At 64.5% G+C, this 17,805-nt stretch carries 17 protein-coding genes; 11 read left to right on the top strand and 6 right to left on the bottom strand.

The window, feature by feature from the left end; all coding sequences use genetic code 11:
- Positions 1–100: 100 nt before the first annotated feature.
- The 4 genes from moeA to BC1002_RS10765 all read right to left on the bottom strand — a co-directional run bounded on the left by moeA (position 101) and on the right by BC1002_RS10765 (position 6,618).
- A complete protein-coding gene (gene moeA / locus BC1002_RS10780; protein WP_041734391.1) occupies positions 101–1,417 on the bottom strand; it encodes a molybdopterin molybdotransferase MoeA in 1,317 nt (438 codons plus the stop codon).
- Between the two features lie 61 nt (positions 1,418–1,478).
- Positions 1,479–2,105 carry a molybdenum cofactor guanylyltransferase MobA gene (mobA, locus tag BC1002_RS10775; protein WP_013090069.1) on the bottom strand — a complete coding sequence of 209 codons (627 nt, stop codon included), beginning with the start codon at positions 2,103–2,105 and terminating at the stop codon, positions 1,479–1,481.
- Positions 2,106–2,116: 11 nt separating this feature from the next.
- Positions 2,117–3,226 (bottom strand): GTP 3',8-cyclase MoaA, encoded by a 1,110-nt coding sequence (gene moaA, locus BC1002_RS10770; RefSeq protein ID WP_013090068.1) that lies wholly within the window; start codon positions 3,224–3,226, stop codon positions 2,117–2,119.
- A gap of 191 nt (positions 3,227–3,417) precedes the next feature.
- A complete protein-coding gene (locus tag BC1002_RS10765; protein ID WP_013090067.1) occupies positions 3,418–6,618 on the bottom strand; it encodes an Rne/Rng family ribonuclease in 3,201 nt (1,066 codons plus the stop codon).
- A gap of 739 nt (positions 6,619–7,357) precedes the next feature.
- On the opposite strand from BC1002_RS10765, the gene BC1002_RS10760 reads away from it, so the two are divergent.
- The 4 genes from BC1002_RS10760 to BC1002_RS10745 are packed head-to-tail and all read left to right on the top strand — an operon-like array spanning position 7,358 to position 10,501.
- Positions 7,358–8,407 (top strand): RluA family pseudouridine synthase, encoded by a 1,050-nt coding sequence (locus BC1002_RS10760; RefSeq protein WP_013090065.1) that lies wholly within the window; start codon positions 7,358–7,360, stop codon positions 8,405–8,407.
- Positions 8,400–9,059, top strand: a complete 660-nt coding sequence (locus BC1002_RS10755; protein ID WP_013090064.1) for an HAD-IA family hydrolase — start codon at positions 8,400–8,402, stop codon at positions 9,057–9,059. Before BC1002_RS10760 ends, BC1002_RS10755 begins: the two co-directional genes overlap by 8 nt.
- Positions 9,056–9,472 carry a Rieske (2Fe-2S) protein gene (locus tag BC1002_RS10750; protein ID WP_013090063.1) on the top strand — a complete coding sequence of 139 codons (417 nt, stop codon included), beginning with the start codon at positions 9,056–9,058 and terminating at the stop codon, positions 9,470–9,472. The genes BC1002_RS10755 and BC1002_RS10750 overlap by 4 nt, the downstream gene beginning before the upstream one ends.
- 27 nt (positions 9,473–9,499) lie before the next feature.
- Positions 9,500–10,501 (top strand): S49 family peptidase, encoded by a 1,002-nt coding sequence (locus BC1002_RS10745; RefSeq protein ID WP_013090062.1) that lies wholly within the window; start codon positions 9,500–9,502, stop codon positions 10,499–10,501.
- A 112-nt stretch (positions 10,502–10,613) separates the two neighbouring features.
- On the opposite strand, the gene BC1002_RS10740 is transcribed toward BC1002_RS10745, so the two are convergent.
- Both BC1002_RS10740 and BC1002_RS10735 read right to left on the bottom strand, forming a co-directional pair.
- On the bottom strand, positions 10,614–11,333 hold the full coding sequence (locus BC1002_RS10740; protein WP_013090061.1) for an SAM-dependent methyltransferase: 720 nt from the start codon (positions 11,331–11,333) through the stop codon (positions 10,614–10,616).
- On the bottom strand, positions 11,330–11,947 hold the full coding sequence (locus tag BC1002_RS10735; RefSeq protein WP_013090060.1) for a Maf-like protein: 618 nt from the start codon (positions 11,945–11,947) through the stop codon (positions 11,330–11,332). The genes BC1002_RS10740 and BC1002_RS10735 overlap by 4 nt, the downstream gene beginning before the upstream one ends.
- Positions 11,948–12,256: 309 nt before the next feature.
- On the opposite strand from BC1002_RS10735, the gene BC1002_RS10730 reads away from it, so the two are divergent.
- From BC1002_RS10730 to acpP, 7 genes are all read left to right on the top strand, one after another.
- Positions 12,257–12,913, top strand: a complete 657-nt coding sequence (locus tag BC1002_RS10730) for a DUF177 domain-containing protein (protein ID WP_013090059.1) — start codon at positions 12,257–12,259, stop codon at positions 12,911–12,913.
- A 102-nt stretch (positions 12,914–13,015) separates the two neighbouring features.
- A complete protein-coding gene (gene rpmF / locus BC1002_RS10725) occupies positions 13,016–13,195 on the top strand; it encodes a 50S ribosomal protein L32 (RefSeq protein WP_006401275.1) in 180 nt (59 codons plus the stop codon).
- A gap of 123 nt (positions 13,196–13,318) precedes the next feature.
- Positions 13,319–14,425, top strand: coding sequence for a phosphate acyltransferase PlsX (plsX, locus tag BC1002_RS10720; RefSeq protein WP_013090058.1), 1,107 nt, complete (start codon positions 13,319–13,321; stop codon positions 14,423–14,425).
- Entirely contained in the window at positions 14,425–15,414 is a 990-nt protein-coding gene (locus BC1002_RS10715; protein ID WP_013090057.1) for a beta-ketoacyl-ACP synthase III, read from the top strand. The genes plsX and BC1002_RS10715 overlap by 1 nt, the downstream gene beginning before the upstream one ends.
- Before the next feature lie 117 nt (positions 15,415–15,531).
- Positions 15,532–16,467, top strand: a complete 936-nt coding sequence (gene fabD, locus BC1002_RS10710; RefSeq protein ID WP_013090056.1) for an ACP S-malonyltransferase — start codon at positions 15,532–15,534, stop codon at positions 16,465–16,467.
- 114 nt (positions 16,468–16,581) lie between these two features.
- Complete coding sequence (fabG, locus tag BC1002_RS10705) at positions 16,582–17,331, top strand: 3-oxoacyl-ACP reductase FabG (protein WP_013090055.1); 750 nt, start codon at positions 16,582–16,584, stop codon at positions 17,329–17,331.
- Positions 17,332–17,482: 151 nt separating this feature from the next.
- Complete coding sequence (gene acpP, locus BC1002_RS10700; protein WP_004197638.1) at positions 17,483–17,722, top strand: acyl carrier protein; 240 nt, start codon at positions 17,483–17,485, stop codon at positions 17,720–17,722.
- The last annotated feature ends 83 nt before the right edge of the window (positions 17,723–17,805 follow it).

Below are 17,805 nucleotides of genomic sequence, written 5' to 3'. Positions count from 1 at the left end.
AGTCAAACCCCAGTGTGTCTTAGTAGTGGTAGTGGGTGGAGTGCGGATCCGGTGCTGATGTAATGCCGATGTCGTGCGATCGATGCGCCGCCCTGGAACGTCAGATGAGACCGTCGAACAGCATGATCGACACGCGATCGCCGACGTCGATTTCGCCCTCGTCGTGGCCGAGCACGATGAAGCAGTTCGCTTCGCTCATCGAGCTGAGCACGCCAGAGCTTTGCGATCCGGTCGGGCTCACGTGCCAGTGTCCGTGCGCGTCCTGTTCGGCGACGCCCCGCTGGAATTCGGTGCGGCCCGGGCGCTTGTCCACCGCCACGCGGCTCGTCGCGTGAATCACCGGCAGCGGCCGCGGCGTCGCGCCGGCCATCAGCAGCAGCGCTTCGCGCACGATCTGATAGAACGTCACCATCACGGCGACCGGATTGCCGGGCAGGCCGAAGAATAGCGCAGGTTTGCCGAGCCCGGGCTGTGCGCCGGACCATAGGCGGCCGAACGCGAGCGGCCGGCCAGGGCGCATCGCGAGACTCCAGAAGGCGACGTCGCCGAAAGTCTGCAGCAGTTGCTTCGTGAAGTCCGCTTCGCCGACCGACACGCCGCCCGAAGTCAGCACCACGTCGGCATTGGCCGCGGCGCTGCGCAGCGCGGCTTCGAGCGCGGCCGGCTCGTCACGCACGACGCCGAGATCGAGCGCGTCGAAGTTCAGGCGCCGCAGCATCGCAAATAGCGTGTAGCGGTTGCTGTCGTAGACCGAGCCGGCGTCGAGCGGCTCGCCGAGCGAGCGCAGCTCGTCGCCGGTCGAAAAGAACGCGACGCGCAGACGCCGCCGCACGCTGACTTCGCCGATGCCCAGCGACGCGAGCAGACCGAGGTCCGAGGCGCGCACGATGCGCCCGGCATGCAGCGCGACGTGGCCTTGCGCGAGATCTTCGCCGGCGCGCCGGCGGTTCGCGCCCGCCGAGACCGCGCTGGCCGCGAAGCGGATCGAAGGGGAATCAGTGCTGTCGCGCTCGACCCGCTCTTGCGGCACGACAGTGTCGCAGCCAGCGGGCATGCAGGCGCCCGTCATGACGCGCACGCACTGGTTCGCCGCGACGCGGCCCGTGAACGGATGGCCGGCGAGCGCCTTGCCGGCGACCGTCAGCTCGACGCTTTCCGTGCCGCCTCGCGCACCGGCCGCGAGCGCCGCGTGATTGAACGCGTAGCCGTCCATCGCGGAGTTGTCGTGCGCGGGCACGTCGATCGGCGACACGATGTCGGCGGCGAGCACGCGTTCGAGCGCATCGCGCAACGCCACGCGCTCGACGGCCGCGACCGGCGTCGCCCATTGCCGGACGATCGCCTGAGCGGCCGGGACGGGTAGCGCATGAGGATCGTACTGCGCGACGCAGCGTGAAAAGTCGTTGAGCGTGGTCATGAATGGCTGGGCGCCGCGACCGGAGACGGGCGCGGCTATTGCCGTGCGGCCGGAGCGGATGTCAGCCGGGGCCTCGATTACGTTCGAGGTCGGCGAGTTCTTGTAACGAGTTGGCATTGTAGAACGCGCACTCGTCGGCAAAGGCGACTTCGACCGTCTTGTGGCGCGCGTACCACGCGCGGACCTTGCGTTCGCCGGCGGCGAGAAACGCGGCCAGGTCGTCCGCGATGGCGGTGCGCATTAACGCGAACACTGGGTGCAGCGAAGTTTCGCCACGGATGTCGACGGTGGTGACGGTCGCGATGTCGGCGTGGTTCGCGTCGAGCGCATCAGCGAGGCGCGCGGCGAGGTCGGACGGCAGCCACGGCGAATCGCAGGGCGCGCTCAGCAGGTAGCCCGTGCCGGCGGCACGCAGTCCGGCGAGCATGCCGGCGAGCGGGCCCGGAAAGTCGGGGAGCGTATCAGCGACGACCGTCGCGCGATACGGCGCGCCGAGCGCGGCATAGATGTCGGGATGGCGGTTCGCGCTGATCATCAGCGGGCCGGTCTGCGGCGCGAGACGTCGTAGCACATGAGCGGCGAGCGGTTCGCCGTGCAGCTGCTGCAGTCCTTTGTCGACGCCGCCCATGCGTGCGCCGCGGCCGCCCGCAAGCACGAGACCGGTGATCTGTTCGCGGGGGATGGACATGCGCCGGCCGCTCAGCCGCCGATGTAGGACATTTCGACGCGACGCCCGGCCGGCTCGCTCGAATCGGCCGGCTGGCTGCCGCGCAGCTGCGAGTAGCGGTCACTGCGGCCCTGCCAGATTTCGGCGATGGCGGTGGCAATCTCGGCATCGCTCGCGCCGCCGCGCAACAGCGCGCGCAGGTCATGCCCGCTCGATGCGAACAGGCACAGGTACAGCTTGCCCTCCGTCGACAAACGCGCGCGCGTGCAATTGCCGCAGAACGCGCGGGTGACGCTCGAAATGACGCCGATCTCGCCTCCGCCGTCGACATAGCCCCAGCGTTGCGCGGTTTCGGCGGCGCTGTGCGCTTCGAGCGGAGCGAGCGGGAAATGCTCGGCGATGCGCGCGACGACGTCGGCGGAAGGCAGCACTTCAGTCATGTTCCAGCCGTTCGAGGTGCCGACGTCCATGTATTCGATGAAGCGCAGCACCGCGCCCGTGCGTCTGAAATGACGCGCCATCGGGACGATTTCGCCGTCGTTGGTACCGCGTTTGACGACCATGTTCACTTTGATCGGCGCGAGCCCGACCCCTTGAGCGGCGGCGATGCCGTCAAGAACGTCGGCGACCGCGAAGTCGGCGTCGTTCATGCGCCGGAACAGAGCGTCGTCGAGCGCGTCGAGGCTGACGGTCACGCGCGTGAGGCCGGCGTCCTTCAGGCTGCGCGCTTTGCGCGCGAGCAGCGAGCCGTTGGTGGTCAGCGTGAGATCTAGCGGACGGCCGGCGGGGGTGGTCAAGCGGGCGAGCCGGTCAATCAGGAATTCGAGGTTCTTGCGCAGCAGCGGCTCACCGCCCGTCAGGCGAATTTTCTCGACGCCATGCGCGACGAATTGCTGCGCGAGCCGCTCGATCTCTTCGAAGCTCAGCAGCGCGCTGTGCGGCAGGAACGCATAGTCCTTGTCGAACACCGCGCGAGGCATGCAGTAGACACAGCGGAAGTTGCAGCGGTCCGTCACCGAGATGCGTAGATCATGCAGCGGACGCGCGAGCGCATCGTGCAGCGCGCCGCTAGGCGTCTGCACTGGGCCGGTGATGACCGGCGCCGCGCTGAGATCGGCAACAGGGATGATGCGTCGTGACATGAAGTGCTTCGTCAGGGGCTTTAACGGACGGCGAATAATTAATTCTATCGGAAATGCCCGCGATGGCAGGCGGAGGGCGCGCGTTGTCGGGGTATACGGGGAGCGACGCGACGCGGCTCACGGCCACGACAGAACGCCCCAAAAAAAAGCCCGCCGGGAAAGGCGGGCTTTTTCACATACAACGACGCGGGTTACTGCGGATGCTTGATCGTTTCGACCTGCTGCATCGGCGTGCTGTCGACCGGCGGCAGCGCCTTGCGCTCACGGACGACGCGCGGCGGCTTGACCGTCTGCGCCGCCGCTTCCTGCGCGGCACGCAGTTTGTCGGCGTCGGTGTTCACCCAGATCAAGCCCGCTTGCTCGAGGATCGGCTGCAATGCATCGGCCGATGCAGCGGCGGGCGCTGCGCTGCGGACGGGAGCCGGCTGCGGGGCCGCGGCGACGGGCGCCGGTTCGGCTACGGCCGGTTCCGGTGCGACGACCGGTTGCGGCTCGACGATCTCGGCCTGCGGTGCCGGCACGGCTGCCGGTGCCTCGACGATCGTGGCCGGAGCCGCGGTTTCGAGCGCAGCCGGGGTAGCTTGCGGCTCGGTCGGGAAGGTCGGCTGGACTTCCAGTGCCGGCTCGACTGCCGGCGATTCGGAATGCGCGGCCGGTTCGATCGGGGCAACCGGCGCCACCGGTTCGCTCGCGGCCGGCGCGGCTTGCTCTGCTTGCGCCGGCGTTTCGATAGCCGGTTGCGCCGCCACCGGAGCTTGTTCGACCGGCACGACCTTTTCGGTCTTCGCGGCATTTTCCGCGGCGAGAGCCGGCGTTTCGGCTGCCGCATGCAGTTCGGTCACGACGGCGCTTTGCGTTGCGACAGCGGCGACCACCACTTCGACCGGGGTCACGTCCTTCGCTTCGCTGGCTGCGGGCGTGTGCTCGACCGGCTGCTGGGTACGCACCGGCGCTTCGTCGCTGGCGGCAACGTTGTCACCTTCTCCTTCCGCGACGTCCGCCGCGAGGTTGCCATTCACGTCCTCTTCACGCTCGCGACGACCACCGCGACGGCCGCGACGGCGACGACGACGCTCTTCACCGTCACGCGCGACCGCTTCCTGATCGACCGGCACGCCGTTTTCACCGGCTGCGGCGCGGTTGCGCGCGAGTTCGTCGGCGGCTTGGGTGTCGGTTTGCGTCAGCGCTGCGGCGGCTTCCGCCTGCGGCTTGCGACGCTCGCCACGTTCGACGCGTTCAGCGCGTTCGCCACGCTCGCGGCGCTCGCCGCGTTCCTGACGTTCGGCGCGTGCCGTGCCTTCGGCGGCTTCGGCGCGCTCGGCGCCGCGTTCGCGAGCCTCGCGCGGTTCGCGTGCTTCACGCGGCTCCCGAGCCTCACGCGGTTCGCGTTGCTCACGCGGCGCGCGCGGTTCACGGCCCTCGCGTGCCTCGCGGCCTTCGCGTTCCTCGCGACGCTGCGACGGCTGCTGAGCTTGCGCCTGACGGCCGCCGGTCATGCCTTCGCCACGCGCTGCCACGTCGCGGCCACCTGCGCCGCCACGGCGATTGCGGTTGCGATCGGCGCCGCGCTCGCCCGTGCGCTCACCGCGCTCGGTGCGTTCACCGCGTTGCGGACGGGCTTGCTTGTCGGTCGTGGCTGGCGCGGCAGGTGCCGGAGCAGCCGGCTGCATGCCGAACAGATTTTTCAGCCAGCCGATGAAACCGCCGCTGGCCGGCGTCACCGCGACCGGAGCGGGGGTAGCCGCCGGGCGTACCGGCGCGCTCGGAGCCGGCTTCTCGGGCGTGATGCCCTTGACCGCCGCTTCCTGCTTCGGCTTCACTTCCTCGGCGCGCTTGCTGTAGCCGGTTTCCGATTCGAGCTCGCGGGCCGCTTCTTCGGCCATCTTCCACGATGCGCGCGGATCGTCGAGGCGCGCGTCGTCGTGACGCAGACGCTCGAGCTTGTAGTGCGGCGTATCAAGGTGCTTGTTGGGGATCAGCACGACATTGACCTTGAAACGCGACTCGATCTTGTTGATTTCGGCGCGTTTCTCGTTCAACAGGAAGGCGGTCACTTCGACCGGCACCTGGCAGTGGATCGCCGCGGTGTTTTCCTTCATCGCTTCTTCCTGAATGATCCGCAGCACTTGCAGCGCGGACGATTCCGTATCGCGGATGTGACCCGTGCCGTTACAACGTGGGCACGTGACGTGGCTGCCTTCTGACAGCGCCGGGCGCAGACGCTGGCGCGACAGCTCCATCAGGCCGAAGCGCGAAATCTTGCCCATCTGGACGCGGGCGCGGTCGTGCTTCAGCGCGTCCTTCAGACGCTGCTCGACTTCGCGCTGGCTCTTGGCCGATTCCATGTCGATGAAGTCGATCACGATCAGGCCGCCCAGGTCGCGCAGACGCAGCTGGCGAGCGACTTCGTCCGCGGCTTCGAGGTTCGTGCGCGCGGCCGTTTCCTCGATGTCGGCGCCCTTGGTGGCGCGCGCCGAGTTCACGTCGATTGCGACGAGCGCTTCGGTGTGGTCGATCACGATCGCGCCGCCCGACGGCAGCGGCACCGTGCGCGAGTACGCGGTTTCGATCTGGTGCTCGATCTGGAAGCGCGAGAATAGCGGCACGTCGTCGTGGTAGCGCTTCACCTTGCCGACGTTGTCCGGCATCACGATGTCCATGAAGGCGCGCGCCTGGTCATGGATTTCGGTGGTGTCGATCAGGATTTCGCCGATATCGGGCTGGAAGTAGTCGCGAATCGCGCGGATCACGAGGCTCGATTCGAGATAGATCAGCATCGGCTGGCCGGCCGTGCCGCTTTGCGACGCGGCTTCGATTGCGCGCCACAGTTGCATCAGGTAGTTCAGGTCCCATTGCAGCTCTTCGGCGCTGCGGCCGATGCCGGCCGTGCGCGCGATGATGCTCATGCCTTCCGGCAGTTGCAGCTGCGCCATGGTTTCGCGCAGTTCCTGACGGTCGTCGCCCTCGATCCGGCGCGACACGCCACCGCCACGCGGGTTGTTCGGCATCAGCACCAGATAGCGGCCGGCGAGCGAGATGAACGTGGTCAGAGCTGCGCCCTTGTTGCCGCGTTCTTCCTTTTCGACCTGGACGATCAGTTCCTGACCTTCCTTCAGCGCGTCCTGAATGCGTGCGGAACGCATGTCGACGCCGTCCCGGAAGTACTGGCGGGCGACTTCCTTGAACGGCAGGAAGCCGTGGCGGTCTTCGCCGTAGTTGACGAAGCAGGCCTCGAGCGACGGCTCGATGCGCGTGATGATGCCCTTGTAAATATTGCCTTTGCGCTGTTCGCGGCCGGCGGTTTCGATGTCGATATCGATGAGTTTTTGCCCATCGACGATGGCGACGCGCAGCTCTTCCTGCTGCGTCGCATTGAACAACATTCGTTTCATTGAACGGCTCCAGAGCGGCCTCGCCGGCCCAGCTGCGCGGTTGTCAGTCGCGAGAGCGTAAAGGGCAGGCGTGCCGCGTCTTATTGTGTTTTCACAAGCACGCTGGAGCAGGAAAGATGGCGGGAGAATTGCCTGAGGGGGCCCGGCCCGATTAAAAAATGGGCACGGTGCCGCAGGGCGCATGCGAACACGGCTTCAAATCATGGCCTGACACGCCGCGTTTAGCCGGCAGACCTTCACAAGTCTTCGTCCTATGCAGCCGGCGCGCCAACTGGGCGCACGAGCGAAGGGCCGAAGTCCGCGGTCGTGCCGCAACGGGAAGTTCGCGCAGGCGGCGCGTCTTTTCCTGCTGGGGGTGTCTCGCCTTTCTTTTGACGTCGCCATGTCTTGTACTTTCTACAAGACGCCTCGGGCGCACGCCGTATTTTCGCGACTTGCAGCTTCGTCCAGCAGGGCGTCATACCACCCGGATCACGAAGCTGGAAGCTAAATTCTTTTTTACCAAAATTCCGTTACCGTCGAAGCCGAACTTGACCGAACGCGCCTGCGGGCGCCGTCCCTGCCGGGTGCGGACTTCGTGCGTGCAACTTGTTGCATCTCATTTTCAGGGCGAGCAACCAGACCCCGGCGCAAGTAAAATAACGGTTTATCGCTTGCGCTCGCGCAATCCACCCGCATTCCGGACGCTGTGCGGACACTGCGCCGGCCGTCGCGGACTGCTGGGCAAATTATATTCAGAATGAAAGAGTTAGGCAAAACATCCCAGAGATCGGTTGCAGGCGCGGTCGAAGGCTCGGTTTCAAGCGAACAGGTGTCGCTGATCGAAATCGACGACCGATCGGCCGGTCAGCGCATCGATAATTTCCTGTTGCGCGTCTGCAAGGGCGTGCCGAAAAGTCATATTTACCGCATCCTGCGCAGCGGCGAGGTGCGCGTGAACAAGGGTCGCATCGATGCGCAATACCGGCTCGAGCTGGGTGATCTGGTGCGTGTGCCGCCGATCCGCGTCGCCCAGTCGAATCAGGCGGCAGCCCACGTGCCCGTGCCCGCGGCGGGCTTTCAAATTCTGTTCGAAGACGAGCATTTGCTGGTGATCGACAAGCCGGCCGGCGTCGCGGTCCACGGTGGCAGCGGAGTCGCGTTCGGCGTGATCGAGCAGATGCGCGAAGCGCGACCGCAGGCAAAATTCCTCGAACTCGTGCACCGGCTGGATCGCGAGACCTCGGGCATCCTGATGCTCGCAAAGAAGCGCGCGGCGCTCGTCAATCTGCACGAGCAGATCCGCGACAACCGGATGGACAAGCGCTACTACGCGTGTGTGCACGGCGAATGGGCAAGCGATTGGGGGCGCCGTCGCGCGGTGAAGGAGCCGCTGCACAAATATTTGACCTCCGACGGCGAGCGCCGCGTGCGCGTGCAGACCGATGGGCTCGCTTCGCACACGATCTTCAATCTGGTCGACCGCTGGCCGGACTACGCGCTGTTGGAGGCCGAACTGAAGACGGGGCGCACGCACCAGATTCGCGTGCATCTGCAGCATCTGGGACTGCCGATCGTCGGCGACGCTAAATACGGTGATTTCGCGCTTAACAAGGCTCTGGCTCGTGCCAACGCGAAGCCCGGGATCAAGCGTATGTTTCTGCACGCTTACCGGCTCAAGCTCACGCATCCGGCCACCGGCGCGCCGTTGCAACTGGAGGCGCCGCTGCCAGCCGACTGCCGCGGCTTTATAGAACAACTCAACGAACTACGCACTGGGTCCAACCCGGAGACGACCTTGCATGGCTAGAGAACAATTTGACCTGATCGTGTTTGACTGGGATGGCACGCTGATGGATTCGACCGCGCATATCACGCGCAGCATCCAGGCGGCGTGTCGCGATCTCGGCCTGCCGGTCCCCGCCGACGAAGCCGCGAGCTATGTAATCGGCCTGGGCCTGCGCGACGCACTGCAGATTGCCGCGCCGACGCTCGATCCGGCCGACTATTCCCGGCTTTCTGAGCGTTATCGCTTTCATTTTCTGGTAAAGGACCAGACTACCGAGCTGTTCCCCGGCGTGCGCGAGATGCTTCAGGACTTGCGCGATGTCGGCTATCTGCTCGCGGTCGCGACCGGCAAAAGTCGCGTCGGACTTAATCGCGCGCTCGATCAGGCACGGCTGACGAGCCTGTTCGACGGCACGCGCTGCGCTGACGAAACCTTCTCGAAGCCGCATCCGGCAATGCTGCACGAACTCACCCGCGAATTGGGGCAGGATACGGCGCGCACGGTCATGATCGGCGATACGACCCACGATCTGCAGATGGCGCTGAACGCCGGCGTGGCGGGCATCGGAGTGACTTATGGCGCGCATCCGGCGAATTCGCTGAATGCGATGTCGCCAAGGTTCGTTGCTTCGAGCGTCAGCGACTTGTCCAACTGGCTGCGAGAGAACGCATGAGCGCCGACGGCGTGAATGCTGCGACTGCCGCGGCCGCGCAGGCAGTGCGCATTTGCGCGGCCGAGGAGCTGGTCGACGGTGGCGAAGGCATCCGGCGCGACGCACGGCTCGGGGGGCAGGATGCGGTGGTTTTCTTCGTCCGCTATGATGGCCGCCCGTACGGCTATCTGAACCGCTGCGCTCATGTGCCGATGGAGCTCGACTGGCAGGAAGGGCAGTTCTTCGAATCATCCGGCTTATACTTGATGTGCGCGACACATGGCGCGATTTACGCGCCGGATACCGGCAAATGCGTCGGTGGTCCGTGTCGCGGGGGCAGATTGCGTCCCGTGCAGGTCGAGGAACGAGATACGCCCGAGGGCCGTGCGGTATTCTGGTTGCCTGACGGCGAATTGCTGCCGGTCACGCGCTGATTTTCTCTTCAATTTTCCACTGTCCGCATGTCCGACAATTTGACCCCCGAAAAGGACCCTGCCTCGGGAGGCCGCTCCGGTGTGCCCGCCGATCAGCCCGGCTGGGAGCGCGCCGCGCTCGAGCGCATCGCGCTCGCCGCGATCAACGAGCAACGCGCCGCGCGACGCTGGCGGATTTTTTTCCGCTTCCTGTTTCTCGGAGTGCTCGCGCTGGTAGTGTGGGGAGCGCTGAGTTTTTCGGGCGAGCGGGTCGCCACGACTGGCCGACATACGGCGATGGTGTCGATCGATGGCGAGATCGCAGCGGATTCGAATGCGAACGCCGAAGATGTCAACACTGCCCTCGATTCCGCATTTGAGGATTCGAATACCGCCGGCGTGATTCTGTATTGCAACAGCCCGGGCGGCAGTCCGGTGCAGGCGGGCATTATCAATAGCGAAGTGCGGCGATTGCGCGGCAAATATCCGTCTATTCCGCTGTATGTCGTAGTTGGCGATATGTGCGCGTCCGGCGGCTACTACGCGGCAGCGGCGGCGGAGAAGATTTATGTCGACAAGGCGAGCATCGTCGGTTCGATCGGCGTGCTGATGGACAGCTTCGGTTTTACCGGCCTGATGGACAAGCTGGGAATTCAGCGTCGGCTGCATACCTCGGGTGAGAACAAGGGTTTTTTCGACCCGTTCTCGCCGGAAACGCCGAAGATGGACGAACATGCGCAGGCCATGCTCGATCAAATCCACGCGCAATTCATCGACGCAGTGCGTCAGGGGCGCGGCAAGCGTCTGCATGAGACGCCGGACATGTTCTCAGGTCTGTTTTGGACGGGGCAGAAAAGCGTCGAACTGGGCCTCGCGGATGGTTTTGGCGATACGAATTACGTCGCGCGCGAGATCTTCAAGGCACCCGATATCGTCGATTACACAGTAAAAGAGAGCATTACTGACCGCGTTGCCCGCAAATTCGGCGCGGCGGTCGGCGCCAGCGCGGTTCGGGCGATGGCACTTGGCGCGAAAATCAATCTGCATTGAACTCGCCGTATTGAGAGAAGCCCGCGGAGTCGGCTGGTGGCCGCTCGCGTGGGCTTTATCTCATGCGGGTTTCGATGCTGCCAACTCTTCGCTGGCTGGCGGGGGCCCGCGCTCACGCCGCCAGAATCAGAAAGATCGCCGGTCGCTTATGCAGGTCGATCTCCGGCTTCTTTTTCCAGTCCGCAACGCTCCGGCTTGCGATCACTTCGCTCGGCAGCGTCAGATCGACCGCCACGCAGACCAGCGTCGACGGTGCGCAGGTCGCGAGCAACGTATCGAGCAACGCACGATTCCGGTACGGCGTTTCGATGAATATCTGCGTCTGTTTGCTCTTGCGCGACTGTTGCTCGAGATCGCGCAGACGTTTGGCGCGCTCGGCGGCGTCGACGGGCAGGTAGCCGTGAAACGCGAAGCTTTGGCCGTTCAGTCCAGACGCCATAAGCGCGAGCAGAATCGAACTCGGTCCGACCAGCGGCACGACCTTTACGCCGCGCTCGTGCGCGCGTCGCACGAGTAGCGCGCCCGGGTCCGCAACTGCCGGGCAGCCAGCCTCGGAGACGAGGCCTGCGTCGGTGCCCGAGAGCAGCGGCGCGAGCAGTTTGTCGATTTCGCCAGCCGGCGTACTGACGTTCAGTTCGCGAATCTCGATTTCCTGAATCGGCCGTTCGGTGCCGACTTTTTTCAGGAACGCGCGAGTGGTTTTCGCGTTTTCCCCAATGTAATAGTGCAGCGACGCCGCGCGGGCGCGCACTGGCACGGGCAACACCAGTTCGAGGGCGCTTGCGTCGCCTTCACCGAGCGTGTTCGGAATCAGATAGAGCGTACCAGTCATCGTGTCCCCAAAAGCGGATAGTTGGCCGCGAGCAGCATGTGCGACAACGCGATAAGCGGCAGGCCGACGAGCGCGGTGGGGTCGTCGGAATGGATCGCCTCCAGCAGCGCGATGCCGAGTCCTTCGGATTTCGCGCTGCCGGCTACGTCGTATGGCGTTTCCGCGCGCAGATAGGCGTCGAGTGCCGCATCAGGCAGGTCGCGGAAGCGCACACGAGTGATCACGTCGATGGTTTGCGCGCTGTCCGTCGCGCTGTCGAACAGACACAGCGCGCTATGGAATAGCACCTCGCGACCGCGCATCGCCTGCAATTGCGCGAGCGCCTTGTCGTGTGAGCCGGGTTTGCCGATCTGCAGGCCGTCATAGGTGGCGACTTGGTCGGAGCCGATCACGAGGGCGCGTTCGGCGGCGGAGAGGCCTTGGGCGACCGCGCGGGCTTTCGCTTCGGCGAGGCGCAGCGCGGTGGTTTCGGGCATTTCACCGGCGAGAGGCGTCTCGTCGATCGCAGGTACGACGATGTCGAACGGCACGCGCAGGCGTTCGAGCAACTCGCGGCGATACTGCGAACTCGACGCCAGAATCAGGCGTGGCGGGCGTTTGGAGGAATCAGGCATGGTTTGCGGGCAACTGAAGAGGCGGGTCGTACGGGGTCGCGCGAGGCTCGTGTGCGTACGGGCTTAAGTGTTTGACTCGAAAAGACAAAACGGATATGATTTTGGGCTTTTCACGGTATGCTTGCGCTTGAAGGGTCTCGGCGCGTTCAGCGGCTTTCGGCATTCGGAAGGTCGAAGAAAGCCCGGCAGGGTTGAACGGAACGGCCGCTGACCCCCACTGGCTTCCTCGCACGCCGGATATCTTCGCGGCGGATTTGATCGTCCTTCGCGAATCACCCCGGCAACTTGCTTGCCGACGCAGGAGCGCACATGACTCAACATCCTGGCAAACCTGCAGGTCTGTCCGACCCGCATGAACTCGATCTGTTCGAATTTGCGCGGAGCGGACGTCAGGCCGCGGGTGTCGTGCGCGTCTCGCAACTGCCGCGCATGTTAAACGAAGTCCCGGCGGAAGCGCCAGATCGCGAGACCGCGTTCACATGGCAGGCCGAAGGGACGACACAGCCGGAATTGCAGGACGACGGCACCGAAGGTCCCCAGCCTTATCTGCGGCTGGCGATTCATGGCGCCGCGTGGCTCGAATGCCAGCGGTGCTTGACGCCGTATTCGCAGGCCTTCAACGTCGATGCAATTTACCGTGTCGTCAATACGGAGGCGGAAGCCGAAGAGTTTCCGCTCGACGAGGATGAAGTCGAGGTGATCGTGGGCTCGCGCCAGTTCGATCTCATCGACTTGATCGAAGAAGAGTTGCTGCTTTCCTTGCCGCTCGTGCCCAAACACGAGGTCTGTCCTGAAGTGCACGAGAGCCTCGTCTCGGGCGCGGACGGCAGCGAAGGCGAGGGCGACGAAGCCGCGCAGGACGAAGCTGGCGGTGTCGGCGAGCCGGATCAGTCCAGCGAACGGCGCAATCCGTTCGCGGCGCTCGAAAGTCTGAAACGCGACGAACCGGGCGGCAAGAAGCACTGAACAGTTGCAGGGGGCGCGATGTGGGCGCATTGGCCATTCGGCCAGTGGTTAAGTCCGTATCGGGCTGTGTTAGAATTCGGAAAATTTTTTGGAGTTTTAGTCATGGCAGTTCAACAAAACAAGAAGTCGCCGTCGAAGCGCGGCATGCACCGTTCGCACGATTTCCTGACGGCAGCGCCGCTGGCCGTCGAGCCGAGCACGGGCGAAGTGCATCTGCGTCACCACATTAGCCCGAACGGCTACTATCGCGGCAAGAAAGTCGTCAAGACGAAGAACGACTAATCGTTGACTGCGATGCGCCCTGTGGCGTTTCGCGTGGCGATCGGCTCGCTTGACATTTTCCCGGTTCGGCAAAAAGGCGGCATTCAACTGCCGCTTTTTTGTGTCTGAAATTCGTCGCACTCCATGACAGTAAAGCTCACGATAGATTGCATGGGAGGCGACCACGGCCCGTCCGTGACCGTTCCCGCTGCCGTCAACTTCGTTCGTTCGCATCCCGATGCGCAGTTGCTGCTCGTCGGCATTGAAAGTGCGATTCGTGCGCAGCTTAAGAAGCTCAAGGCTCAAGATCTGCCGGCGCTGACCGTCGTGCCTGCTACCGAGGTCGTCGCGATGGACGATCCGGTCGAGGTCGCGCTGCGCAAGAAAAAAGATTCGTCGATGCGCGTGGCGCTGAACCGCGTCAAAGAAGGCGAGGCGCAAGCCTGCATTTCCGCCGGCAACACCGGTGCGCTGATGGCGGTCTCGCGTTATGTGCTGAAAACGCTGTCGGGCATCGAACGCCCGGCTATCGCGTTCGCCCTGCCCAATCCCACCGGCTACACGATGATGCTCGACCTGGGCGCCAACGTCGACTGCGAGCCGCAGCACCTGCTGCAGTTCGCCGAGATGGGGCACGCGCTCGTGTCCGCGCTCGAAGGGAAAGAGCGGCCCACCATCGGCCTGCTCAACATCGGCGAAGAAGTCATCAAGGGCAACGACATCATCAAACGCGCCGGTGAACTGCTGCGTGCGAGTACACTGAACTTTCATGGCAATGTCGAAGGCGACGACATCTACAAGGGCACCGTCGACGTGATCGTCTGCGATGGCTTTGTCGGCAATGTCGCGCTGAAGACGTCGGAAGGTCTCGCGCAGATGCTGTCCAATATCATCAAGGAAGAGTTTGGCCGTTCGTGGCTGACCAAGGTGATGGCGGTGCTCGCGCTGCCGGTATTGATGCGCTTCAAGAAACGCGTCGATCATCGGCAATACAACGGCGCCGCGCTGCTCGGCTTGCGCGGTCTCGTGATCAAAAGCCACGGCTCCGCCGATGCCTACGCGTTTGAGTGGGCTATCAAACGCGGGTATGATGCCGTCAAAAACGGCGTGCTGGAGCGCCTTGCGCGAGCGATGGAAGAGAACGCGGGTTCTCTCGAACAGGCAGCGCGCGACGCAAGCGGTGCGGGTCACGCAAGCCCGATCGCCGGCCAGCCGGCCGAGCCCTACGCTGCGCAATCCTCGAAGGCATAATGGCTCAATCCACAATCTACTCCCGCGTGCTGGGCACCGGCAGCTGCCTGCCGCCCAACCGCGTCACCAATCAGGATCTGGCCGAACGTCTCGCCAGGCAAGGTGTCGAAACGAGCGACGAATGGATCGTCGCGCGCACGGGCATCCATGCGCGTCACTTCGCCGATCCGGACGTCACAACCAGCGACCTCGCATTGATCGCCTCGCAGCGTGCGATCGAAGCGGCGGACATCGATCCGCAGTCCATCGACCTGATCGTCGTCGCCACCTCTACACCGGACTTCGTGTTCCCGAGCACCGCCTGTCTGCTGCAGAACAAGCTCGGCATCAAGAATCAGGGCGCCGCGTTCGATGTGCAGGCGGTCTGCTCCGGCTTCGCCTATGCGGTCGCGACGGTGGACAGCCTGATTCGCACCGGCCAGCATCGCACGGCCCTCGTGGTCGGCGCGGAAACCTTCTCGCGCATTCTCGATTTCAACGACCGCACCACCTGCGTGCTGTTCGGCGACGGCGCCGGCGCGGTGATCCTGCAGGCCTCCGACGAACCTGGCGTGCTCTCGAGCGCGCTGCACGCGGACGGCAGCCATTCGAACATTTTGTGCACCCCGGGCAACGTGAACGGCGGCGTGGTCGCCGGCAGCGCGTTCCTGCACATGGACGGTCAGGCGGTGTTCAAGCTTGCCGTCAACGTGCTCGAGAGGGTCGCAATCGAAGCATTGGAAAAAGCCGAACTGAAGCCCGAGCAGATCGATTGGCTGATTCCGCATCAGGCCAATATCCGCATCATGCAAAGCACCTGCCGCAAGCTCGGCCTGCCGCAGGAGCGCATGGTCGTCACGGTGGGCGAGCACGGCAATACGTCGGCGGCATCCATTCCGCTTGCACTCGACGTCGCGGTGCGCGACGGCCGCATCAAGCGCGGCCAGAACGTGCTGATCGAAGGCGTCGGCGGCGGCTTCACATGGGGCGCGTCGGTCATTCGCTACTGAGCGCGACGACGCATCGCGGGGCGTCGCTGGCGGCGACCGTGCGGCCGAGTAATGCCGCGCGCCATCTGGCAGTCGCAGCCGGCCGTCACATCCGATCAAACAGATTTTGGGGACGATATGAAATTCGCGTTCGTTTTTCCTGGGCAGGGTTCGCAGGCAGTCGGCATGCTCAACGCTTTCGCCGATCATGCTGTCGTGCGTGAGACGGTTCAGGAAGCCTCCGACGCACTCAACCAGGACCTCGGCAAGTTGATTGCCGAAGGCCCCGCCGAAGATCTCAATCTCACCACCAACACCCAGCCGGTCATGCTGACCGCGGCCTACGCTGTCTATCGGGCGTGGCAGCAGGCGGGCGGCCGGACGCCGGCGATCGTCGCCGGACATAGCCTTGGCGAATACACGGCGCTCGTCGCGGCCGGCGCGCTGGCGTTCCGGGACGCGGTGCCGCTCGTGCGTTTCCGCGCGCAGGCGATGCAAACCGCGGTGCCGGTGGGCGAGGGCGGCATGGCCGCGATTCTCGGCCTCGACGACGACACGGTGCGCGCGGTCTGCGCGGAAGCGTCGGTGGCGGGCGTCGTCGAAGCGGTCAATTTCAATGCGCCGGCGCAAGTCGTGATCGCGGGCCACAAGGCCGCGGTCGAGAAAGCCTGCGAAGTCGCGAAGGCGAAGGGTGCGAAGCGCGCGCTGTCGCTGCCGGTGTCGGCGCCGTTCCACTCGTCGCTGCTCAAGCCGGCGTCGGATCAACTGCGCGAATACCTCGCGAGCATCGATGTGCAAGTGCCGTCGATTCCGGTCATCAACAACGTCGACGTCGCCGTGGTCAACGAGCCGGCCAAAATCAAGGACGCGCTGGTGCGCCAGGCGGCTGGTCCTGTCCGCTGGGTCGAATGCGTGCAGGCAATGGCCGCGCAGGGCGTCACGCACGTGATCGAATGCGGCCCGGGCAAGGTCCTTGCGGGCCTGACCAAACGCATCGACGGCAGTCTCGTCGGCACGTCGGTGTTCGATCCGGCATCGCTCGAAGAAACGCTGAAGCTCGTTACAGCAGGCTGAGCGCGCTTCCGCAAGCGAGTATCGGCAGAGCAGTGCCGCGCTGGCGCGACATCCCTTGACAGACGAATCAACAAGAATCAATCAGCCCTACTTGAAGGGCATCCGGACTGACAGATGGAAAAGACTCTCGACAAGCAGATCGCAATCGTGACGGGCGCGTCGCGCGGCATCGGCCGTGCGATCGCGATGGAACTCGCGCGTCAGGGCGCGACGGTCATCGGCACCGCAACCAGCGAAAGCGGCGCGACGGCCATCACCGAGGCGTTCAAGGCGGCCGGGGTGAACGGCCGCGGCGCGGTGCTCGACGTCAACGACGCGGCCGCGGCCGAAGCGCTGATCGACGGCACGGTCAAGGAATTCGGCGCGCTGAACGTGCTGGTGAACAACGCCGGCATCACGCAGGATCAACTGGCGATGCGCATGAAGGACGACGACTGGGACGCGGTGGTCGACACCAACCTGAAGTCGGTGTTCCGTCTGTCGCGTGCGGTGCTGCGCCCGATGATGAAAGCGAAGGGCGGCCGGATCATCAACATCACGTCGGTGGTCGGCTCGGCCGGCAACCCTGGCCAGATCAACTACGCGGCCGCGAAGGCGGGCGTCGCGGGCATGACGCGCGCGCTCGCGCGCGAGATCGGCAGCCGTGGCATCACGGTCAATTGCGTGGCGCCTGGTTTCATCGATACTGACATGACCAAGGCGCTGCCCGAAGAGCAGCAGACCGTGCTGAAAACGCAGATTCCGCTCGGGCGTCTCGGCAGCCCGGAAGACATCGCGCACGCGGTCGCGTTCCTCGCGTCGCCGCAAGCGGGCTACATCACCGGCACGACGCTGCACGTGAACGGCGGCATGTACATGCAGTAAGCAAATTCGGTTACTATCCGCGCCTTGATGCGTTCGCAGAAGCACGAGGCGCATGCGTTGACAGGAACCCGAAGCGCCGCTTTTTTGCCGGGTCAAACCTGATAAAATGCGCGCACCTGTATTTTTGAACTTCTTTTCCCTTGGAGGGGTAATGGACAATATCGAACAGCGCGTCAAGAAGATCGTCGCGGAACAACTGGGCGTTGCGGAAGCGGAAATCAAGAACGAAGCGTCGTTCGTGAACGATCTCGGCGCCGACTCGCTCGACACCGTTGAGCTCGTGATGGCCCTCGAAGACGAATTCGGCATGGAAATTCCGGATGAAGAAGCCGAGAAGATCACCACCGTTCAGCAAGCGATCGACTACGCTCGCGCGAACGTCAAGGCCTAAGGTCATTCGCGCCTGCGTTTCTGCACGGAGCGCGCATGACGCCCTGCCGTGCCGCTTGCCGGCGCCAGCAGGGTTGGCGCTAT

Origin of the sequence: Paraburkholderia atlantica (assembly GCF_000092885.1) — a bacterium.
Taxonomy (GTDB): Bacteria; Pseudomonadota; Gammaproteobacteria; order Burkholderiales; family Burkholderiaceae; genus Paraburkholderia; species Paraburkholderia atlantica.
The sequence above is the reverse complement of the archived record's forward strand: the minus strand, read 5'-3'. Positions and strand labels throughout refer to the sequence as shown.

Coding starts and splice junctions, on each gene's coding strand:
- moeA (WP_041734391.1), bottom strand. CDS start 1,417: ATGACCACGCTCAACGACTTTTCACGCTGCGTCGCGCAGTACGATCCT.
- mobA (WP_013090069.1), bottom strand. CDS start 2,105: ATGTCCATCCCCCGCGAACAGATCACCGGTCTCGTGCTTGCGGGCGGC.
- moaA (WP_013090068.1), bottom strand. CDS start 3,226: ATGTCACGACGCATCATCCCTGTTGCCGATCTCAGCGCGGCGCCGGTC.
- BC1002_RS10765 (WP_013090067.1), bottom strand. CDS start 6,618: ATGAAACGAATGTTGTTCAATGCGACGCAGCAGGAAGAGCTGCGCGTC.
- BC1002_RS10760 (WP_013090065.1), top strand. CDS start 7,358: ATGAAAGAGTTAGGCAAAACATCCCAGAGATCGGTTGCAGGCGCGGTC.
- BC1002_RS10755 (WP_013090064.1), top strand. CDS start 8,400: ATGGCTAGAGAACAATTTGACCTGATCGTGTTTGACTGGGATGGCACG.
- BC1002_RS10750 (WP_013090063.1), top strand. CDS start 9,056: ATGAGCGCCGACGGCGTGAATGCTGCGACTGCCGCGGCCGCGCAGGCA.
- BC1002_RS10745 (WP_013090062.1), top strand. CDS start 9,500: ATGTCCGACAATTTGACCCCCGAAAAGGACCCTGCCTCGGGAGGCCGC.
- BC1002_RS10740 (WP_013090061.1), bottom strand. CDS start 11,333: ATGACTGGTACGCTCTATCTGATTCCGAACACGCTCGGTGAAGGCGAC.
- BC1002_RS10735 (WP_013090060.1), bottom strand. CDS start 11,947: ATGCCTGATTCCTCCAAACGCCCGCCACGCCTGATTCTGGCGTCGAGT.
- BC1002_RS10730 (WP_013090059.1), top strand. CDS start 12,257: ATGACTCAACATCCTGGCAAACCTGCAGGTCTGTCCGACCCGCATGAA.
- rpmF (WP_006401275.1), top strand. CDS start 13,016: ATGGCAGTTCAACAAAACAAGAAGTCGCCGTCGAAGCGCGGCATGCAC.
- plsX (WP_013090058.1), top strand. CDS start 13,319: ATGACAGTAAAGCTCACGATAGATTGCATGGGAGGCGACCACGGCCCG.
- BC1002_RS10715 (WP_013090057.1), top strand. CDS start 14,425: ATGGCTCAATCCACAATCTACTCCCGCGTGCTGGGCACCGGCAGCTGC.
- fabD (WP_013090056.1), top strand. CDS start 15,532: ATGAAATTCGCGTTCGTTTTTCCTGGGCAGGGTTCGCAGGCAGTCGGC.
- fabG (WP_013090055.1), top strand. CDS start 16,582: ATGGAAAAGACTCTCGACAAGCAGATCGCAATCGTGACGGGCGCGTCG.
- acpP (WP_004197638.1), top strand. CDS start 17,483: ATGGACAATATCGAACAGCGCGTCAAGAAGATCGTCGCGGAACAACTG.